The sequence below is a fragment of the Mesorhizobium ciceri biovar biserrulae WSM1271 genome, assembly GCF_000185905.1.
Taxonomy (GTDB): domain Bacteria; phylum Pseudomonadota; class Alphaproteobacteria; order Rhizobiales; family Rhizobiaceae; genus Mesorhizobium; species Mesorhizobium ciceri.
Window position 1 is genome coordinate 5927405 of the sequence record NC_014923.1, and the last position, 19908, is coordinate 5947312.

Sequence of the window (19908 nt, forward strand, 5' to 3'; positions counted from 1 at the left end):
CCTCGGCTCAAAACAACCGCTGCGATTTTAATGAGCAGGGTGGTTGCGCCCGGATACCGGCTCTTGCCCAAGGTGAGCCACCAGCGTCGAACGTTTCCACCGCGAAGGCCGGTATCGTGATCGGTGCCGAGATTGACCAAGCCGGCGTTGGCCGCGATGTCATAGACGCCATAGGGAGCGACCTTGCCGTAGTGCGGGGATTTCGAAGTCATGAAAGCGTACGGGCTTCGGATCGCCTTTGCGCCGCAGCTGACGGCCACCATTCTTGAAATCGCCAACCAGTTCCTTTTTTTTGGAATCGACAGAGACGGCCGGTTGGTTGCCATCCCGGAACCGTCTGATCTTCGCGTTGATGTGTTCAAACTGCCTATCACGGTCAGGATGGGCCGCGCGCTCCCGCGTCTTCTTGTTAGCATGAAGGCTGAAGCCGAGTTCCCGCAGTAACCGGCCTACCAATTTCCGGCTTGCAGTGAAGCAGCGCTCAGGCAGAGCGCACACAAGATGACGTTGGCTTCAGCTGACCCACAACAGGACCGCCTCGGGATCGCACGGATCGCCGACCGCACCAGTTCCCTGAGCGCCGCCAAAAGTCCAAGCTCAGTCTCGGTCTTCGGCTTGCGACCGCCTCCCGGTCGACGAATGCGTCCAGTCCAATAGGCACTGCGCGACGCAATTCCCGAAGAGTTCAGCCTCCGTTGCCGCAAACAAGCGTCGGGCGCGCTCATACAAATAGGCGAAAGCGTTTCAAAACGCGCCTTGATCGCGGCAATGTCTATCATCCGCTTTGACCAACTTCTTCGAATGACTGAATCCGACCATACCGACCGCGTCTAGCCCTCAGCCACGCTCTCGACAATCGATCAACCGGAAAGGCACAGCCTCACCTCAAATTCCGATTCGATTGTTTCGCACCGAGCCCATTAGTTGGCCACGAAAAGTAGCTCGCCGCGCCCCGTCGGCCGACCCCGGCCGGTGCGGCGTCGCCACCAGCGAGCATCGATCATAGTGCCGGTTGCGGAACCGGGGACAATGGCATGTGATCGGGCGGCGGCGCCTGCAATGCTAGGCCAAGCTAACGGCGGCCAGCCCGCGCCCTGCGGCCGAAGCGACGACAGCGTCTTAAAGTGATACCACTTCACCCTCCGCGCCAGACGCTCCAGCGCCGCATTCTGACCAACCCGCGCTGAAATCCGCCATTCGCCGGGCCAAACTGCACCGACCCGCCGATGCAGTCCATGAATCACAACCAGGCAATTTTGCATCGATCCCCTATAGGCGAGGCTGGCGGTGTTCAACCATCTAAGTTCTAGATGACTGCGATAATGATAATATTCTTGCCAACTCTTGGCCGACGGGACATGCCCTCTACCGGAACTTGGCCCTGCCCGTCATTCTACCGCAAGCATGGCGGAGTAGGGCCGGTCGCCTGTCTTGCTTTACCCTGGTCGATCGCGGGCCTGGATCTGGAGGTGCGTGTAACCGCGCATGAACTCGCCATACCGAGGAGGGACAGGATGGTCCAAAATGCACCATACCGGCTCCGTCAGCGCTTGACGGCGACCGCTGCGGCTATCGCCAGGTCCGCAAGCGCGGTCTTAGCCACCCCTACGGGCACGGCCGCCCAAACCCCTACGAGTGAGGCTGCCCAAACCCCTACGAGTGAGGCTGCCCAAACGGGCACTGGATGGTCGAAAACGCCCACGAATGAGGCTGCCGAAATTGGCACTGGATGGTTGAACCGGAGCGGGCAGACAGACCAGCCAGTGCCCCTTCCGAAGCCGCGTTACGAAGTAGATGTCGAGAAGGACGTCCGCATACCGATGCATGACGGCGTCGGTCACTATGCCGACATCTATCGTCCACGCGGGGTGGCTGGCCCGCTGCCGACAATCATGATCCGGACGCAATACAATAAGGCGGGCTATCTTCAGCCCAGTCCGTTCAGCCACCGCAGCGTGGCAGTCAGGATGTTTGCCGGCCAGGGCTTCGCGGTCGTTGTGCAGGACCTTCGCGGGCGCTTCCGTTCCGAGGGTACCTTCCATTTAGCTGAAAGCGATGCCATGGACGGCTACGACACGGTCGCCTGGATCGCTTCGCAGTCCTGGTCCAACGGCCGGGTCGGCGGTTACGGCTGCTCTGCTCTCGGCATCACTCAGGTGATGACGTCGCAACGGCGGCCGCCAGCGCTGAAGGCTGTCGTGCCGCAGGGAGCCGCTGGCGCACTGCGGTCGATGCCATGGGATGAACTGGTTTCCGGTGTTCACGATATGGGCTGCACACTGCAGTGGTTTCGCGAGTCGGCCAACCAGCGCCAAGAAGTGCTCAAGAAAGTTGATTATTGGGAGTTGCTGAAGACCCTCCCTGTTGCCGACTTGGGCGACCGGGCCGGCGGCCCGCCCAATGACTGGCGGGATTGGCACTCGCGTGAACTCGGCGGTCCTTGGTGGGGCAAGTTCGGCCTTTTCGATGAGTTCTCGCACCCCGATGTTCCGGCCCTGTTCGTCGATTCTTGGTATGACGGTACGGTTGGAGGCACGCTGGAATTGTTCGACAGGTTCCAGAAGCAGTCGTTGTCAGAGGAAGCGCGGCGGAATCAGTATGTGATCATCTCTCCCACCGGTCATTGCGAAAGCGAACAGGCCCCACCCTACATCGTGGGCCAGCGTGATGTCGGGGACAATCGGCTGGATTGGTGGTCGATCTATTTGCGCTGGTTCAATCATTGGCTGCGCGACGGTCAGGGCGGCTTCGACATGCCGCACGTCCAATACTTTTTGATTGGAGCGAACCAGTGGAAGTCATCCGACAGCTGGCCGCTGCCGGGAACACGCTTTGTGCCCTATTATTTGAGCAGCGGCGGTCATGCGAACACGAGCAAGGGTGACGGCCGGCTATCCACGGCGGCTGCGTCGGGCCCGCCTGACCGTTATCACTATGATCCTGCCGATCCCGTTATCAGCCCTGAGCCCTTCAGAGTCCCCCCGGGTCCGGGCTGCCCTGCCGAGCTTGAGTCCGCCAGCGTGTCAGTGGACCAGCGCCAGACGGATCTGCGAGACGACCGGTTGGTGTTCACCACGGAGCCGCTTCGTTCAGGCATCGAGGTGACCGGTCCGCTGCGCGCCGTGCTCTATGTGTCATCCTCGGCGGTGGACACCGACTTCGTTGTGCAACTGAGTGACGTCTATCCCGATGGGCGGGTCTACAATCTCAGGACCGGTATCGCGCGGGCGCGCTACCGTGAAGGCTACAAGCCGTCTAAATTGATGATCCCAGGCCAAATCTATCCCATAGAGGTGAATCTGCATGCGACCGGCAATTACTTCGCGCCTGGCCACCGCATCCGCGTGCAAGTGTCGAGCAGCAGCTTCCCGCATTTCGGCCGAAACCTGAATACAGGCGGTAACAATTTGACGGAAACCAGGTGGGTCGTGGCAGAGAACACTATCTACCACGATCGCGACCATCCCTCGCAAATCATCCTTCCAATCGTGCCGTGAGGGGTTTTGTCCAACGGCTGAATGGGAGCGCAGGGAGGTCTGACACGAGGCCAATCACGCGGCATGGATTTGGAACTGCTCGGCCAGGGATAAATTCGGATTGAAGGCGAACCTCGCCTGTTGCTCACGCATCATGTCAACCATTTCAATGCCGTTTAGGGTGATCGCGGCTGATGCTGGTGATTTGAACCCGAGCATTGACCGGATGCGGCGCTTTATGCACCGATGGTCCTGTTCGATCCGCTTGTTCAGGCATTTAGTCTTGCGACTCCGGATCGGCTTCAGCCGACGCCCGGAACGATCCTGCAAGCGATTTGTGACGTCACAGGAAACGATAACCTCCTGATTGGTCTTGCTACCATCGATGACGACGTGGACGGGCCGGCCATGATGTGCCAGCGCTTTTTCTGAAGACCCGGTGGGCCGAGAACAAGTCACGATGCTCGCTGAACAGAATTCGACTGCGTCGCCGACACTGTCGATGGCGCGGTAAAGATGCATCCGTACGTCTCGTCGACTTGCCACTTCCCCGTCACGCTACGCTTGGGCCGATCGAAATGCTCCAGCAGTAGCGTGCGAACGGTCAAGCCGCAAATGGTCATCTGGTCGACGGCAATCCTCCGCTCGGCCATCATCTCCTCAAGATCACGCAGGCTGAGATTATAGGCCAGGTACCAGCGCACGCAAAGCAGGATCACTGCCTGGTCGAACTGGCGACCCTTGAACATCTAGTCCTCCGAAAATGTCGATGGGTAATTAAAACGTTGCAACACATCCTTCCTGCTTCGGATTGACCGCCGAGACGCCTGTCATACGTTGCGTCAGATCGCTTATTTCCGTGCGTCAGTCTATTCGAAGCTTCGATTACGGAACATTGCTCGAATTTCAGAATTGAAGCATGTGAGGTGATAGTCAGCTGTTTCCTGCTCGAACCGTTGGTCGCCGGTCGCCCCAGGGTCTGGCGTCTTCCAGATCGCGTGCGACACGGACGAGTGTGGCCTCGTCGCCAAAGCGGCCAACGATCTGAATACCGATCGGCAGCCCGCTGGCGCTCTGTGCCAAAGGCAAGGACACCGAAGGTTGTCCGGTCACATTGAATACGCCAGTATACTGACAAATCGCCGTATCCGCTTCCACGTATTCCTCTGCAGAGACCGCAGGATTCGTGGCAGAATAGATGCCGCCATGCGGCACGGCCACGATTGGCATTGTCGGGGTCAGCAAAATTTCGAACGCATGGATCGCCTCGCCCACGCGGAAACGCATTCTCCGGAGTGCCTCTTGTACGTCCGCCGCTAGGGAAAGAGGCAAGTCTCGGCAAAATTCATACCGTTTTAGGTTGGCCGGCTCTAAGGTGTTCGCGGTGATGCTGCGCCCCATGGCCCGCGCCGCTTTTTCGAGCCCACTCGCAGTCGTCGGGTCGAGATATAGGCTGCTGTATTCGACCGGCTCATATGGCGGGTCGATGTCTTGTACCGTGTGCCCCATCTTCTGCAGAAGCGTTGCCGTCGACTCGACAGCGCGCAGCACTTCCTGATCAAGATTGACCGCGCCCCAACTCGTTCTCGCGACCCCGACCCGCAGACGGCCCGTGGGCTTTAAGAGTTCGTCCACATAGGGACGGTTCGGTTGGACGATGATAAACGGATCGCCGGGATGGGGACCGGAAAAGACGTCCAGCGCCGCGGCCATGTCGCGGACTGTTCGACACAGAATAAACTCGCGGGTGAGACCATACGAACGGTCTTGATTGTTGGGACCGCCTGAAACACGTCCCCTGGACGGATTAAGTCCGACGAGGCCGCACCATGACGCGGGGATGCGAATTGACCCGCCGCCATCACTGCCGTGGGCAATAGGTGTGATGCCGGCGGCCACAGCCGCTGCCGCTCCCCCGGAGGAGCCCCCCGCGGCGCGTTCCAGATCCCATGGATTGCCGGTGACGCCACTGAGAATGGACTCTGTCATTACGGAAGAGCCAAGCTCGGGAGTTGTTGTCCTTCCTATAGTTCGAAGCCCGGCCTCCCGAGCGCGACGAAAAAAATAGCTGTCGGTATCGGGCCGGCAGCCTTTGAACAGTCGGCTTCCTTTTTCCTGGAGGCGGCCAGCTTCGGCGGCACCGATATCCTTCCGAAGGAACGGCACGCCATGGAAGAGCCCTCCGTCCGCGCCGGCAACGGTTTCAGCATCTTCGTAGAATTCCATCACAGCGTTGATCTGCCGATTGACCTCGTCGTGCGCCTCGCGGGCTAGCCGCATCAATTCCGAGGGCGTCACTTCGCCGGCAGCGACAAGAGAGGCCAAACCGGTGGCATCGTACTCTGCGTATTCACTCACCCTCATTGCAGCTATCCTTTCTCCTCTGCCTCGTGTCAGCGAGAGAGGGCCGTGGCACGCACAGCGCGGTTTGAATTTTCAATTAGTACTAAATCCAACTGGAAAACAGCGGTCGTTTTCCAATGGTAGTGGAGTGCAAATCTCAATTTGGACGACACCCACAATCGATCTCGCGCCAGGCCGCAGTCAAATACAGTTTTGCGATTCGATTCATCTGAAATTCAGATCGCAAATCGACTATAGCGCCCTGTTGCGGATCCTGGGCCTGGTGATGGGGATCTGTCCAAACTGTTGGATCACCCCGATGAGGCAGGAAGAGAATAAGCAGAGAACTTTGAGAGGGTACGAGGGAGTTTAGGACGGCCGACGAAACGTTGAATCTCCCGTCTTTGCGGCCGAGATTCAGCGACTAACGCCAACCTGGAACTGATGACCGTGCACCTGCTTCTCATAGCTCTGCGTGTGAATCTTACGGATAGGCCGGTGCTGAGCGACAGGCAACTCACGGCCGGCCGCGGCTGCGGCCATAATAACGTCAATACTTTTCGGGTCGTCCCATCGAACCGGTCCATGGTGCTGGTAGTCGAGGTCTGCTTCCTTGCAAGGACAAAATTGGAGTTGACCCCTGCTGCCACTCTCACCTCAGAAGCCGGCGGCATGTCTCGGCTCCATAAGGCAGCACCTCAGCGGCCAAGGCGACGTGATTCAGTTTGGCAGCGCCATGTTGTCAAGTTCACGCGACAGCCCTGAGGGTGAGAGGAAATCGAATTCGACGCTAATCCGGCTTTAGCCCCTCAAGACCTGCTCAATGAACGAGCCAGGCCGCGTTGACTCAAACGAAACGGCCACCAGGAAAACGCGGCTAGGTTCATACCGATTTCAATGGCGAGTTCGCAATGTCTAGGGCCATGATTTTGGCGAACCAGAGCCGATTGGCTGAGTTACTCGACCATAATCCGAATGGCCCATCCTATTGAAGCCTTAGATGATGGCTTACGCGTAGAAGGCGAAATACGGCGGCATGGGGAGACGGTAATCACTGCGCATTATTTGCCATCATGCCTGGTGCCGTAGCGGATCGTGTTGGAATTCGGCGGAGCAGCCTCGGTAGGTTGAGATTATCGGTTCATGCGGCGAGGTCAATCTGTTGATCGAGCGGCTTGGCGGGGAGCGTGTGCCAACCGTCGATCTTTCGCATTGAGATCTGGCCGGCGCCATCAACGCCCATAACAACATTGCCGCCGTTTCGGCCGAAGGCAGCACGGTCTGTTGGTGTGGACGGCCCCCAGCACGGCATCGATCTGCCAGAGTGAGGTCGTTAAAGATCTCAAGCAAAGGAGGCCGTCCGTGGATCAGATTATTCGAACTGGGATGGACACGTCAAAGCACGTGTTTCAGCTGCATGGGGCGAACGCCGCTGAAGAGCCGACATTGCGCAAGAAACTTCGACGCAAGGAGGTGGTGGCCTTCTTCGAGAAGCTGCCGCTCGGGTGCCTCGTTGCGGTCATGGATGATTGAGTTCGCCGTTTCGGGTGCCGGTCAAGGGGGGCGCGGCTTGCTTTCGCATGCTGTCACCCTGGAGCACGATGCGGTGGGCGTTGTGATCGAGTCTGTCGAGAAGGGGCATCGCCGACGGTGGCGTCACCGCCTTCAACTTACCGGAGAAAGCATGCCACGCCGCTGGAGGCGCTGGAGGTCTTCTGTTCGGATATGGCAACGGATGACATGGCCCGGCTGCACCTCGTTCTGCGGCGGCTCCAGGGTCTCACAGATTGCGCCAAGCTTGCGTGGGCACCGGTTATGGAAGACGCACCCCTTGGGCGGGTTGGCCGCGGAGGGGATCTCTCCAGAGAGGCGAATGCGGGTATTCTGGGCACCGTCGAGTTGGGGGACCGCCGAAAGAAGCGCTTCGGTATAGGGGTGGTTTGGTCCTTCGAACACGCTCTCCGATGGCCCCATCTCCATGATCCGCCCGAGGTAGAGCACGGCAATTCGGTCGGAAAGATACCGAACGACGCCAAGATCGTGAGAGATGAATAGGTAGCTGACATTCCGCTCTACCTGAAGGTCTGCGAGCAGATTCAGGATCGCCGCCTGCACTGAGACGTCGAGCGCCGACGTAGGCTCGTCGCAGACCAAAACGCGAGGGTCGCCGGCGAAACTGCGCGCTATGGCGACGCGCTGCTTGAGCCCACCGGAAAGCTGGCGCGGACGGAGCGATAGATGTCGAGGCGTCAGGCGGACTGCGGCCACGAGCGCATTGAGACGGCCAGTCAAGTCGGCGCCACGATAGCCGCCGAGCTTTCGCAACGCGCGGCCAATGATCCGAGAGACCGAATGCGAGCGGTTCAGCGCTGAATCCGGATTCTGAAAGACGATCTGCACCGCTTTCACCTCTTCATCTCGGCGCCGATCGAGACTGGCGGCCAGAGGCCTGCCGTCAAGCTCGATGGCCCCGCCGGGATCCGGCGGCACCAAGCCCAAGAGCATTCGCGCTAGCGTCGTTTTGCCGGAGCCAGACTCACCGACCAGACCTAGTGTTTCCCCAGGCAGAAGACTTAGCGAAACACCGGCGACCGCACGGATCGCGTGGCTCCCCTGACCATAAGTTTTCGAGAGATTGCTAACCCGAAGTACCGGCGCGGCCCCCCACGAAGACTTTAGATTTACAAGATCGCTTGGCGTACTCCGCGGAATATTGACGGCCCGATCCGGGTAGTGGCAACGCACGAGTCTACCGCAATCTTCCCGCAGTTCCGGCACTTCCGCGCGACACCGGTCGTCGGCGATCGCACAGCGCTCCGCGAAGGGGCAACCGGAGATCAGCGCGCCGGGCGCGGGTAGAAAACCCGGAATGTTATCGAGCCGTCGCTGGTCCTTTCGCTGCCCGCCCCGAGGTAGGCAACGCAAGAGCGAGACAGTGTAGGGATGGCGTGGAGAACTCAATATCTCACGGGTCAGCCCTTCCTCAACCAGCATCCCTGCATAGAGGACACCGACGCGATCGGACATCTTGGCCACCACGGCGAGGTTGTGGCTGATGAACAAGATTGAGGTGCCGAGCTCGCGCCGAAGATCGGAGATGAGGTCGAGGGCCTCAGCCTCCACGGTGGCGTCAAGGCCGGTCGTGGGCTCGTCCAGAATCAGCATCTTCGGATCGCTCGCCAGTGCCATGGCAATCGTCACCCGTTGCTGCATGCCTCCCGAAAGTTGATGTGGATAGCGCATCATAACCGAGCCGGGATCGGCGATGCGCACCTTTTGCAGCATCTCTAGCGAACGCATTTCGCGCTCGGCAGAAGGGACGCCCATCACCTCGAACACCTCGCCCAACTGACACCCCACTTTCAGCGACGGGTTTAGCGCTTTGCTGGGATCCTGGTAGACCATCGAGACAGTTCCTGCTCGCAGGTGCCTGAGCGCCTCGGGCCCGAGCCGCATTACATCCGTCCCGTCGAGCATCACCGCCCCGCCGGTGATCTTCCCGTTCCGCGGAAGGTACCGAACCACCGCCAGTGCCACGGTGGACTTGCCACAACCGCTTTCGCCGACGAGCCCATAAGCCTCACCCGGCGCAATCTGCAGACTAACATCGCGCAGCACGGCGCGGTCCCGCCCACCAGACCGGTAAGCGACGGAGAGGCGATCGAGGTGAAGTGCGGGTTCAGCCATCGAGCGCTCCATGCAGCCCTTCGGCCATTAGATTTACCCCGATTACCAGGCTGGCGATGGCCAATGCATCGAATAGCACTGTCCACCAAAAGCCGCCGCCGATCATTCCGTAGTTGGTCGCGATCGACAGCCCCCAATCCGGCGAAGGTGGCTGCAGGCCGAAGCCAATGAAACTCAACGTGGCGACTGCGAAGATTGCATAACCGAGACGCACGGCGGATTCGACGAGAATGGGTGGGAGTATGTTAGGTAAGATTTCGACGAACATGATATGGGCGGCGTTCTCGCGGCGGAGCGTCGCGGCAGCGACGTATTCAAGATCGCGTTCCGACAAGACGGCGGAGCGGACCGTGCGGGCGATGCTTGGCGCGTAGGACAATCCGATAACGAGAATCACGGACGTCTGCGAGTTGCCCAACGCAACGATGATCAGCAAGGCAATGATGAGCGTGGGGAGCGCCAACACCGCCTCGAGTAGACGGGAGACGACATCATCGATCATTCCACGAAAGTAGCCCGTCACTAGCCCCAGCGCTGTTCCCAATAATGTAGCGAGGCAGGTGGCGACCGGAGCTACGATCAGGATATCGCGCGATCCAAGGAAAACGCGCGAGAAAATGTCGCGCCCAAGTTGATCCGTGCCGAACCAATGCTCGGTAGAAGGGGGGGCGAGCACATTCATGATGTCAGCGGCAAACGGGTCGTGAGGCACGAAATAGCGACCAAATAACGCACAGACGACCCAGTACGCGAGAATGGCGGAGCCGAACAAAAACGGGCCCGAGCCTAACAGCGCGCTCCGCACCGTAGGCTGGCAACTAGAAGAAGCGGTCAGGTCGGCCATTACTCAGCCCCGAGACGGATTCGGGGATTGAGCAGCGCATAAAGCAGATCTGCAACCATAGTCGCTACCACTAAGGCGATGCCAGTCACTAGCACCCCCGCCTGCAGCATCGGGAAGTCCTTGCTCTGCGCGGCAGAGAAAATAAGCAATCCAACTCCTTGGTAGCCGAATAGTTTCTCCGTCACCAACAGGCCGCCAATCAGAAAAGCAGTCTGAGTCGCAATAACTGTGATCGTCGGCAAGAGCGCATTCCGCAGCACATGCCTCCAGATGACCTTCCGCCAGGGCAGGCCTTTTAGAACGGCAGTGCGGGTGTAGTCGGAATCAAGCGCATCGAGCGTTCCTGCACGGGCCATCCGTGCGATATAGGCGAAAAGCCCCAGCACCAACGGCATCGCCGGCAGAATAAGATAATAAAGTTGTGTCAGCGGCCCTGCACCATCCGGCCAGGCGGCGGAAACCGGCAGCCAACGCAGCCAAACGCCGAAAATCAGGATCAGCACGATTCCAGTGACGAATTCCGGGAGCACAGTTACCGAGAGACCGCCAAGGGTAATGATGCGATCAACTGGACGGTTCACGTTTAGCGCTGCCACTATCCCGCCGAGAATACTGAGTGGCACGACGACAGCGAATGCCACCGCGGCTAGCTTCAACGACTGGCCCAGTGCCGCTTTCACAACGAGGGCTACCGGGCTACGATAGACAAGGGACTCTCCCATGTCGCCGTGCAGGAAGCGCCCTAGCCAAGAGCCGTACTGGACGAGTAACGGCCTGTCCACACCGAGCCGGTGGTTCAGCGCATCCACCGCTTGTTGATCGGCGAAGGGGCCAAGAATGGCCCGCCCCACGTTGCCCGGCAGTACCTGCCCGCCGAAAAACACGAGCAGGCTCAGCACGAAGAGTGTAATTATTGCATAGGTAAAGCGCCGGGCAAGGAAACGTTTCATCGGGGTCCGCTTCTTAAATGATGTACCTGTACGGCGAGGCAGCTAATGCTGCCCTCGCCGAGCCAACGTTATGTCTTTCCCGCATCCTGTAAGAACAATTGCCCGATGGCTGTTGGCTGGACGCCAACGACGCCCTTCTTGGTCGCGATCAGGTAGTCATAGAAGTAGCCGAACAGCAGCGGCGTTTCTTCAAGCAGTAGCCGCTGAATCTTGCCTGCACCCGCCCGCTGCGCCTCCAAATCGAGCGAGGCCGTGTAGCTGTTGACGAGGTTGTCATATTCCTTGTTCTTGAACTTGGCCGGATTATAAATGCCGTCGCTCATCAATAGCGATTGGAGGAGAACGTTCGGTACGCCGCGGTGGCCGAAGTCGCCAATGCCCATCACCGAGTCGAGCCACGGCGATTTGCCGGGGATCACATCGCCATAAAAGGCACTCCGGTCCATGATGTCGAGCTTGAGCTCGACGCCGATCTCCTTCACCCAGTTCTGTAAGAGCTGGGCATAGGCCGGAATTTCCAGATATTGCGGGGCGGCAAGCGTCACCTGAAAGCCCTTCTCCATCCCCGCCGCCTTCATCAACTCTTTGGCCTTGCGGATGTCCTGGTTGCGCTGCGGCACGGTCGGATCGGTCATGGGATAGACTTTGGCGAAGGGGCTATCGTTGCCGACTTCGGCGCGGCCTTTCATCAGGCCCTTTACGAACTTCTCGCGATCCAAACACAGCGCCACCGCCTGACGGACACGTGGATCCCCGAATGGATCCGAGTCACAGTGCATGTGGACTGGCTGGTTCGCAGTGGATTTTAAGCTAACGATGTCAACGCTCGGGTCGCCTAGCAGTGCCACACCGTCGAGCACGGAGAACTGGTTGACGATGTCGACCTGCCCGGCCTGCAGCGCAAAGATTTGCGCCCGGATATCCTTGAAGAAGATGAATTCTGTTTTCGCCGGCAGCGCCTTTAGTCCCCAATAATCATCATTGCGGACGAAACTCGCGCCGACGTTGCGAGTGAACTTCTCGATCTTGAAAGGACCAGTGGCGTCCCAACTTTCCTCGAAATTTCCCGAATAGCCCGCCGGCAAGATAATAGCATTGTAGTTGTCGGACGACACCAAGTAAGGGAAACTGCCGCTCGCGCTGTCGAGATGGAACTCGACTGTGTAGTCGTCCACCTTTCGGGTGCCGCCCTTTTGCAAAATGCCCTTGAAGACGGAAAGCGCGTTTGACGAATTCTTTGGATCCGCCAGTCGATCCATAGTGGCGACGACATCATCGGCCTTCATCTCGCCGCCAGAATGGAACTTAACGCCTTTTTGTAGCGTGAACGTCCAAACGGTGCCGTCCTGGTTAGGGTTCCAGCTTGTCGCAAGACAGGGCTTCAGCACAAGGTCTGGCCCGTCGATGCAGAGGAACTCACCGACCTGATTGAGCATCAGGACCCCCCCCGTGTCGCCATTCAGGACGGGGTCGACCACGGTCTGCGGCGCATCGCAAGCAACTCGAATGGTGGAACCGGGTTGGACGGCCGCTCTCGCTACGGACGGTGTTGCGCCGAGGCCAACCACCAGCGTAGCCTGGCCAAGAAACGGCAGGGACAGGCCAAGCACACTGCCGTGCCGCAAAAACTCGCGACGACTGACGCGGCCATCGACGTGGCCATCGATCAGGTGGTTCTCGATCGGCGTTAGGCCAGAGCGAAGACCATCGAGCAAGTAAGTGTTTCGTGTCACAGCGGTTCCCCTTTTTCTCAACGTTGATCGTGCACCTGCGTTTACGCCCGGTTCCGATGTCGTCGGGAACCCACTGAGCGATTCCTATGGACTTCCGTCCCGACGCCGTTTTCCGCGTCTACTAGCCTTAGCTTCCTGCGGCGAGTGCCACCTTGACGAGGTCACAAGTGGCCCAAGCTTGAACGAGGCTTCTTCATTTTTTGATGATCAATTGCGCGGCGGCTCGGAGCAAATACAGTTATTTTATGCTCATCATCTGGGAACGAGATGGCCCAGGTCGCCACTGGGACAATGGGTCACCCTTCAGCACATTGCACGGTCAAACTGGGTCCCGCTTCGCCCTCGTTGCAGAAGGCCCCAACGTGTCCAGGACAACTGATTTGCTCCACTTTCCCGCGCCGACGGGCCCTCAGCGTGGAAGGCGGAGCTTTCCGATGTTAAAGCCCGTTCGTTTGATGACGCGCTCGTCTTGTGCAATCTGCTGATGCGGGAAGCGGGCTCCAAATCGACCGTTCGCTGGGTCTGGGCTTCATCGCTCGGCAAGATCAAGAACGGAGAGACGATCCGGATCGGCTTCTCCAACGAGATTCCCTGGGCCTATCCGCGCGACAACAAAGAGCCGCTCGGCTTGGTCAATACGACGCTCGACATTCTGAAGAAGATGGGCATCACCAAGGTCGAGCCGATCGTGACGGAATGGGGCTCGCTCGTCCCTAGCCTGCAGGACGGTCGCTTCGACATCATCACCGGCGGCATGTTCATCCTGCCCAAGCGACTGCAGCAACGTGCCGACAACCGATCCGATCGCCAAGATACGAGTGAGCTGTCTTAGAGTCCGTTTTGAATTCAGGGATGAGTGTTTCTGCGGATAAGATTGCCGGCCATAGCGACGAGGATCATGGCTTGCGAGACATCGATGCGCTGCTCGTAGTCGCGCACGAGGCGGCGCCATCTTGTCATCCAGCCGAAGGTGCGCTCGACAACCCAGCGGCGGGGCAGGATCTGGAAGCCCTTCTGGTCGTCGGATCGGCGGATGATCTCTACCACGAAGTCCAGATAGGCGGCCTTATCCGGTCGTAGGCGCCGTCGGCGAACAGATGCTTCACCCAGGGCCAGCGCTTGCGGATACCATCCAGAATCGCCTGAGCGCCGGCGCTGTCGGAGATGTCGGCGGTGGTGAGGTTGACCATCAAGAGCCACCCATCCGTATCGACGGCAACGTGTCGCTTGCAGCCGACAATCTTCTTGCCGGCGTCGCAACCTCTTGTTTCCGCTTGCGGGCCTCGACCGACTGGCTGTCGATCACGCCAGCCGTGGGACTGGCCTCGCGCCCGGCCCGCTCGCGATCCAGCATCAGCGCCACGTCTTGGATGGTCTGGAAAGCGCCGCGCCAACTCGCGAAACCAGCCGTAGACCGTCTGCCAGGCGCCGAAATGGATCGGCAGCATCCGCCAGCCGCAACCCGAGCGCACAAGGTAGCGCACCGCGTTGATCACCTCACGGAATTCAACCTCGCGCGGACGACCGCGACGCCCAGGCTTGGGCATCAGCGGCGCGATCTGTTCCCACTCCTCGTCCGTCAGATCGGACGGGTAGCGCTTGGTCTTCTTGGCGATCTTGGCCATCCGGCCACGGCTCTGTTCGGTCCACATCCCCAGCTTGAATCACAAACCAGCCTCAGACGAAATCCCAATTTTTCCGATTTTCCAAACGGCCTCTAACGGCTATCACGTTCATCGCGAACGAACCGTAGTTAGTTGGCAAGCGCACCGGCTTCCTGCAGGGCGTCCTAGAGAATAGGGTTGGCTCGCGCGCCGACCGTGGAGCTCCCAGCCGAGCTCGCCGGCATAGAACATTCGGAACGCCCACACCTTGTTGCCTGCGACCTCGATTTTTCTATGCAGTCAGCCATGGAAACGCCTCGTTGGTCAGCGCCGGATCGCGCTCTACAAACCCGATGACGGCCATATGGACCCGGCAGGTGCGACTTTCACGCTGACCAAGGGTGCGCGCCAGATCGGCGCAACGATTACCCGCCAGTGCCGGGTGACTGACATAAAGCCCGGCCAAATGGCGAATGGGGGGTATTCTCCGAGCAGGGCGAGATCGTTTGCGAAGTGAATGCCGGCAGCATCTCCACCGCACGGTGCGCCGTCGTGTCAAGCCGAGCGCACTCTACGGCCGTTTGAAGGAAAAGCGCGGTGTTCGAATGTCTACGGCTGGGAGCGGCCGCTCTCGTTCCCTCGCGGTGGCTTGAGCAGCGCGACCACTATTCATTCCGCCGCCCCGCCCTGGCACCATCTCGCGGGGAGGAGGTTCGCGCCGTGCGCGAACGGGCCGGGCTGATAGATATTTCCGCCTTCACCAAGATTGAGGTGTCGGCTCCAGACGGGCACGCTTTCTCGACCGGCTTGTGGCGAACCGGCTGCCGTCGAAGCCTGGCCGAATCGCGCTGGCGCATCTGCTGAACGACAATGGCCGCATTGAGCTCAAGACGACCATCGTTCGCTTCGCCGATGACCAGTTCTACTTCAGAGCCTTCTTTGAGCAGCGTCTGCTGAATTATTTGGCAATGAACAAAAAGGTCGACGAGGCGGTTACGATCGCGATCCTGTGTGAGGACTGGGGCGCACTCGCGCTGAACGGGCCACATGCGCGTGATATTCTTGCGGCCCGTAGCCGCGCTAGAGGAGCGCGACCTGCTATGAAGGTCACCCGGATTTGCGTGTGTCGGCTCAATCTTCCGCTGACGAACCCTCGCCATCTTGACGTTGGCAAGTTCCACCGCCGAACCGTCAGCCTTCACGCGAACCTTCACATTCGCATCCACGACCCGCTTCACGGGCACCAGGATCTTCACTGAACTCTTTTCCTTTAGTCGATCCACGAGAACTTGAACCCGGGAGAATAGCGAGATCGCCCGGAAGCCAGCTACATTTCTCAGCGCAAGGGCAACGCGATGTGGCAGGACGACAATTGTCGAATCGCGGTTTCATCGCGTAGCACCGCTTATTCGGCGGACAGTTGCTTGGCGGCCGCCATTATCGCGTTCTGCGTCCAAGCGAGATCGCTGCTGGAGAGAGCAAGGCTAGGATAAATCTTGCCCGGCGATTTAAAGATTCCATGCTGACGGAGCCGAGCATTAAACCTGCCTGCCAAACTATTGTCCGCCTTGAGAACATCTCTGTAGAACTTCACCGAACGCTTAGTGAATACGACATCAAAAAGAACAGGATCCCCAACGATTTGATAATCGACTCCTGTTTGATCGAGAGCATCCCTAAGGAAGCCCATGATGGCCTCCCCATTTCTGCGAAGCCGGTCATAGCTGTCCGGACGGCGAAGGATTTCGAGCGTCTTCAGGCCGGCAACGGCTGCAAGCGGATTGCCGCTCAGGGTTCCGATCTGCAGGGTAAAGCGATCTTTGCCGACCACGCTCTTGTCGAAATGAGCCATGATGTCTGCTTGGCCCACCACCGCGGCAAGCGGGAGACCGCCGCCTACGATTTTGCCGACGGTGCAAAGATCCGGCACAACGCCGTACTTTTCTTGTCCCCCGCCGTAGGCCAAACGGAATCCGGTAACTACCTCATCGAAAATTAGCACGATCCCGTGCTTCGAGGTTTCTTCGCGCAACACTTCGAGAAATCCTGGCTCCGGAGGAATCAGGCGCTGAAGCGGTTCAACGATCACACCAGCGATTCTCTCGCCATGTTCATCAAGGAACTGCCGAATAAAATCCGGATCGTTGAACGGCGCGACGTAGATGCTTTCGCGGACTTGTTCGGGTATTCCCGCTGAATCCGGAACGCCATTTGGATAGTTCTCCAGTCTGTCGGGGAAGACACTGATCAGGGCATCTGAAGACATGCCATGATAGCCGCCTTCGAATTTTAAAATGAGGTCCCGACCAGTATGCGCGCGAGCAAGGCGCATCGCGAACATGTCTGCCTCGCCACCGCTCGAAACAAATCGTAGCTTTTCCGCACACTGCAAGGCTTGGCATATCGCTTCGGCAAGCTCTATACCGTGCCTGTTGCTGGCGAAAAACGTCAGTCCTTTTCCTGCCTGCTCTCGAATTGCCTCAACGACCTCTTCATTGTCGTGTCCCAGGATCATCGGTCCCGAGCCAATGAGGTAGTCGACGTATTCCTTCCCGTCCTCATCCCAGACGCGAGCGCCATGGCCTTCGCGAATGACGATCGACGGGTCGAAATTACCGAATCCACCGCCGGGCAGCACACCTTTCGCCCTGTCGACCCACTGCTTCTGCGCCGGCTGCGCAACTGAATTGTCAAGCATTGGCCGCCACCCTCTTCCTCTGGCTGTCTGCGCCTGCATCGGCGCGGGGGCGAACATTGTCGGGATCGAAAGCCGGCTCGCCCAGCACCTCCGCCTTCCGGATTTCACCCATGATCGTGACATCCACCTTTGTTCCCGGGCTCGCGACATCGGGCGACACGTAGGCAAAGGCGAGAATCTTGCCGACGGACGGCGAGTAGGCGATCGAGGTCACCGATCCCACTTGACGGTCTCCCATCAGCACGGCTTCGCCGCCATTTCCATCCGACACCCCGTCGGACTCGATCTGCAGATAAGCGCAGATCCACGACGGGCCCTTCTCCAGAGCGGCCAGTGTGGCCTGCTTGCCCCTGAACTCAGCCTTGTCGGTCTTGACGAAGCGCATCACATCGGCCTCCGGCAAAGTGACCTCGTTGGTAAGTTCGCCAGCCCCCTTGAACATCTTCTCCAATCGCATGACGTTCATCGCGAAAGAGCCGTAGTCGATCAGCCCCATGGCATCGCCAATCTCATGCAATGCATCGTAGACGGCCGGGATGCTCTCTTTTGGTCCATGGAACTCCCAGCCCACCTCGCCCGCGTAGGACATCCGGAACGCCCATACCTTCTCCCCTGCGATCTCGATCTCCTGGGCCGTAAGCCAGGGGAACGCCTCGTTGGTCAAGGCAGCGCTTGTGTTCGGGGCCAGGATCTCGCGGGAGCGAGGTCCATTGAGAGCCAAGGCTCCCCAGGCATCAGACAGATTGGTGATGGTTACATCGTCGTGATCAGTGCGAGCGAACCTCAGATAGTCCAGCAAGCGCTGCTCGAAGAACGCCGCGCAGGTGAAATAGAAGCGATCGTCGGCGAGGCGAACAATGGTCGTTTCCAACTCGATGCGACCGTTCTCATTCAACAGGTGAGTCAACGCAATGCGACCGGGCTTCGAAGGCAGCCTGTTCGGGATGAGCCTATCGATGAATTTGGCCGCTCCCGGTCCAGAGACTTGAACCTTGGTGAACGCGGAAATGTCTATCACGCCGGCGCACTCGCGCACGCTGTTGACCTCTTGCTGGACAAGAGGAAACCAAGCGGGCCTGCGGAAAGAATAGTAGTCTCGTTGCTCGACACCGTCGCGCGCGAACCAGCGCGGACGTTCCCATCCGTAGACTTCTTCGAACACAGCACCCCGACTTTTGAGGCGTTCATAGAGGGCGCTGGGCTTGACTGGCCTGCCGGCATGCCTGTTGAGGTGAGGGAACGGAACTTCATGGCGCAGAAGGTAGTCCTCTTTCGCCTTTGTAACCTGATATCCCTGGTCGGCGAAGCGGCCGAAGCGCCGCGGATCGTAGTCGCGCATGTTGATGTCCGACGCACCGTGGACCATCCAGCGAGCCAGTTCACGTGTCAGCCCTGGGCCCCAACCGATACCGATTTGGCAACCGCAGTTCAGCCAAAAATTCCTGAGCCCCGGTGCTGGCCCGATCAGCGGGTTGCCGTCCGGCGGATGCGAAATCGCCCCGTGAACGGCTCGTTTGATGCCAAGCTGGGAAAGCACAGGCATACGGCCCATGGCGTTCTCTAGCCACGGCATAATCCGGTCATAATGCGGCTCGAAAAGTTCGTGTTCCGCCTCCCAAGGACATTCGTCGATCCAAACCGCATTCGGATTGGCCTTCTCATAAATGCCGATGAGGCCGGACTTCTGCTCCATTCGGATGTAACCGGAGACAAGCTGGTCGTCTCTGATGACGGGCAGCTCCCTTTCTAGGGACATGAATTCCGGCACGGTATCCGTAATCAGATAGTGGTGAGTCATCGACGTGATGGGCACGTCGAGACCCACCCACTTCCCAACCTGGCGGGCATAGGTGCCGCCAGCATTGACAACGTGTTCGCAAACGATCTCGCCCTGCTCCGTGAAGACCCTCCATTCGCCGTTCGGCTCTCGCTTGATGTCGGTGGCGCGGCACTGCCGAATAATTTTGGCACCAAATTGTCTCGCGCCCTGAGCCAAGGCGAATGTAGCGCCGGAGGGATCCACATGCCCATCATCGGGTGTGTAGAGCGCGGCTTGAACGCCTTCGAGATTGTAGAATGGATGCAGCTCCCTTATGCGCTGTGGTCCCACCAATTCCATGGTGAACCCAAGAGCCTTGCCGACGCTCAGGGTTTGACGAAGCCAATCGAGCTCATCGTCAGTGTAGGCGAGCCGCAGCGACCCGCAGCCATGCCAAGTCACCGACTGGCCAGTCTCTTGCTCCAGTACCTTGGAGTAGAGATCGATATTGTAGCCAACGCATTTGCCTAAGGAGAAACTCGATGTCGAATGGGTAATCTGGCCTGCTGCATGCCAGGTAGACCCCGACGTCAACTCGGCTTTCTCCAGGAGAACTACGTCTGTCCACCCCTCGTGCGCCAGGTGGTAGGCCAACCCACAGCCCATGACCCCGCCACCAATAATCACCACGCGCGCATGAGATACGCTCATTGTCAGTTCTCCTAATCGAATGGTCTCAAAACCTAATAGGACAGATGTGCGTTTGTCAATGATAAATCGAAAAATTGTACCATAGCGGGCCATGCGGCCAAGC

Annotated in this window: 9 protein-coding genes and 6 pseudogenes; 4 read left to right on the forward strand and 11 right to left on the reverse strand. The window is 58.9% G+C overall.

Annotated elements, in window-relative coordinates; all coding sequences use genetic code 11:
• Nucleotides 1-29 precede the first annotated feature (29 nt).
• A pseudogene (locus MESCI_RS33350) lies at nt 30-779 on the reverse strand (ISAzo13 family transposase); the annotation flags it as partial.
• A gap of 1041 nt (nt 780-1820) precedes the next feature.
• On the opposite strand from MESCI_RS33350, the gene MESCI_RS28675 reads away from it, so the two are divergent.
• On the forward strand, nt 1821-3497 hold the full coding sequence (locus MESCI_RS28675; RefSeq protein ID WP_245262918.1) for a CocE/NonD family hydrolase: 1677 nt from the start codon (nt 1821-1823) through the stop codon (nt 3495-3497).
• 54 nt (nt 3498-3551) lie between these two features.
• Here MESCI_RS28675 and MESCI_RS28680 read toward each other — a convergent pair.
• The 3 genes and pseudogenes from MESCI_RS28680 to MESCI_RS28690 all read right to left on the reverse strand — a co-directional run.
• Nucleotides 3552-4225 (reverse strand): annotated as a pseudogene (locus tag MESCI_RS28680) (IS6 family transposase).
• A 184-nt stretch (nt 4226-4409) separates the two neighbouring features.
• Nucleotides 4410-5840, reverse strand: coding sequence for an amidase (locus tag MESCI_RS28685; RefSeq protein WP_013533439.1), 1431 nt, complete (start codon nt 5838-5840; stop codon nt 4410-4412).
• 1120 nt (nt 5841-6960) lie between these two features.
• Nucleotides 6961-7103, reverse strand: a pseudogene (locus MESCI_RS28690) (IS256 family transposase); the annotation flags it as partial.
• Nucleotides 7104-7181: 78 nt separating this feature from the next.
• On the opposite strand from MESCI_RS28690, the pseudogene MESCI_RS28695 reads away from it, so the two are divergent.
• Nucleotides 7182-7316 (forward strand): annotated as a pseudogene (locus tag MESCI_RS28695) (IS110 family transposase); the annotation flags it as partial.
• A 168-nt stretch (nt 7317-7484) separates the two neighbouring features.
• Here the strand turns inward: MESCI_RS28695 and MESCI_RS28700 are convergent.
• The 4 genes from MESCI_RS28700 to MESCI_RS28715 form a co-directional block, all read right to left on the reverse strand.
• Nucleotides 7485-9506, reverse strand: a complete 2022-nt coding sequence (locus MESCI_RS28700; protein ID WP_013533440.1) for an ABC transporter ATP-binding protein — start codon at nt 9504-9506, stop codon at nt 7485-7487.
• Nucleotides 9499-10350 (reverse strand): ABC transporter permease, encoded by an 852-nt coding sequence (locus tag MESCI_RS28705; RefSeq protein ID WP_013533441.1) that lies wholly within the window; start codon nt 10348-10350, stop codon nt 9499-9501. The genes MESCI_RS28700 and MESCI_RS28705 overlap by 8 nt, the downstream gene beginning before the upstream one ends.
• Nucleotides 10350-11300: an ABC transporter permease gene (locus tag MESCI_RS28710; RefSeq protein WP_013533442.1), complete on the reverse strand. Its 951-nt coding sequence runs from the start codon at nt 11298-11300 to the stop codon at nt 10350-10352. Before MESCI_RS28710 ends, MESCI_RS28705 begins: the two co-directional genes overlap by 1 nt.
• A 68-nt stretch (nt 11301-11368) precedes the next feature.
• Nucleotides 11369-13033: an ABC transporter substrate-binding protein gene (locus tag MESCI_RS28715; protein ID WP_013533443.1), complete on the reverse strand. Its 1665-nt coding sequence runs from the start codon at nt 13031-13033 to the stop codon at nt 11369-11371.
• Between the two features lie 484 nt (nt 13034-13517).
• Here MESCI_RS28715 and MESCI_RS28720 point away from each other — a divergent pair, with 484 nt between their 5' ends.
• The gene (locus MESCI_RS28720) at nt 13518-13865 is read left to right on the forward strand and encodes a transporter substrate-binding domain-containing protein (protein ID WP_013533444.1); all 348 of its coding nucleotides are present in this window, start codon (nt 13518-13520) and stop codon (nt 13863-13865) included.
• Nucleotides 13866-13879: 14 nt separating this feature from the next.
• Here MESCI_RS28720 and MESCI_RS28725 read toward each other — a convergent pair.
• Nucleotides 13880-14685: pseudogene (locus MESCI_RS28725) on the reverse strand (IS5 family transposase).
• 761 nt (nt 14686-15446) lie between these two features.
• Between MESCI_RS28725 and MESCI_RS33355 the strand changes: the two are divergent.
• Nucleotides 15447-15659 (forward strand): annotated as a pseudogene (locus MESCI_RS33355) (hypothetical protein); the annotation flags it as partial.
• 383 nt (nt 15660-16042) lie between these two features.
• Here MESCI_RS33355 and MESCI_RS28735 read toward each other — a convergent pair.
• Complete coding sequence (locus MESCI_RS28735) at nt 16043-17335, reverse strand: aspartate aminotransferase family protein (RefSeq protein WP_013533446.1); 1293 nt, start codon at nt 17333-17335, stop codon at nt 16043-16045.
• Nucleotides 17328-19805 (reverse strand): FAD-dependent oxidoreductase, encoded by a 2478-nt coding sequence (locus MESCI_RS28740; RefSeq protein ID WP_013533447.1) that lies wholly within the window; start codon nt 19803-19805, stop codon nt 17328-17330. The genes MESCI_RS28735 and MESCI_RS28740 overlap by 8 nt, the downstream gene beginning before the upstream one ends.
• Nucleotides 19806-19908: the final 103 nt, after the last annotated feature.